Annotated in this window: 2 protein-coding genes; both read left to right on the forward strand. The window is 32.7% G+C overall.

The genetic code is table 11. The features are described 5' to 3' along the window. Nucleotides 1–641, forward strand: a 641-nt coding sequence (locus AMN83_RS00270; protein ID WP_143323621.1) for an aminotransferase class III-fold pyridoxal phosphate-dependent enzyme, incomplete at its 5' end; no start/stop codon positions are given. A gap of 9 nt (nucleotides 642–650) precedes the next feature. Continuing rightward, nucleotides 651–1,186 (forward strand): alanine dehydrogenase (locus tag AMN83_RS00275; protein WP_425304138.1); only part of this gene is annotated, 536 nt, incomplete at its 3' end.

The raw sequence follows: 1,186 nt of genomic DNA on the forward strand, positions 1-1,186 counted from the left end.
AAGGATATCTACAAAGATTAAGAGAGATTTGCGATAAACATGGAATACTTTTAATTTTTGATGAAGTAATCACAGGTTGGGGAAGAACTGGATCTCCATTTGCTTCACAAGAGTATGGAGTAACTCCAGACATGATGACAATGGCTAAAGCTACAACAAATGGTATTAGTCCGATGGGAGTTGTTGCATGTAAAGAAGATATTTATGATGCTATTGCAGAAAATGCTCCTAAAGGAACTATAGAATTATTTCATGGGTACACTTATTCAGGAATTCCAATTTCTGTCGCTGCTGGTTTAGCTGTACAAGACATCATTGAAAAAGATGATATTTTTAATAGAGCTAAAAATTTAGCACCTTATTTCCAAGAAGGTTTAATGTCTTTAAAAGATATTGAAGTTGTTGATAACATCAGAGGTTACGGAATGATGGGTGGAATAGATATAGTAATGGATAAAAAACCAGGTGCAGCTGGATTTACTTGTTTTAAACATTGCTATGAAGCAGGTGTAAATTTTAAAGCTACAGGTGATTGTTTAATTATTGCTCCAATGTTTATTTGTGAAAAAAAACACATTGATGAGATTATTGAAAAACTTCGAACTGGAATAACAAATTACGCAAAAAGTAAAAAGAATTAATTTTCGTTTATGAAAATTGGAGTTCCTAAAGAAATAAAACCACAGGAAAATAGAATTGGTTTAACACCAGATAGTGTTAAAACTTTAGTTTCTGAAGGTCATGAAGTTTTAGTTGAAAACAATGGTGGATTTGAAGCTGGTTTTGAGAACGATCAATATATAAAAGCTGGTGCTAAAATTGCTGATACTGCAGCTGACATTTTTAATGATGCAGAAATAATTGTTAAAGTTAAAGAACCTCAAAAAGTAGAAGTTGATATGATTAGAGAAAATCAAATCGTATATACTTATCTTCATTTAGCTGCAGCAAAAGAATTAACTAAAGGATTAATTAAATCTAAAAGTATTAATATTGCTTACGAAACAGTTACTGATGATAATGGAAGATTACCATTACTTGCTCCAATGAGTGCTGTTGCAGGAAGAATGTCTGTACAAGCAGGAGCACATTGTTTAGAGAAAAACCAAAGTGGAAGAGGGCTGCTATTAGGGGGTGCACCAGGTGTAACAGGTGGAATGAAACTGTTCTTGCAAATGAACAAGTA

Source organism: Candidatus Pelagibacter communis (assembly GCF_001180025.1).
Lineage (GTDB): Bacteria > Pseudomonadota > Alphaproteobacteria > Pelagibacterales > Pelagibacteraceae > Pelagibacter > Pelagibacter ubique_A.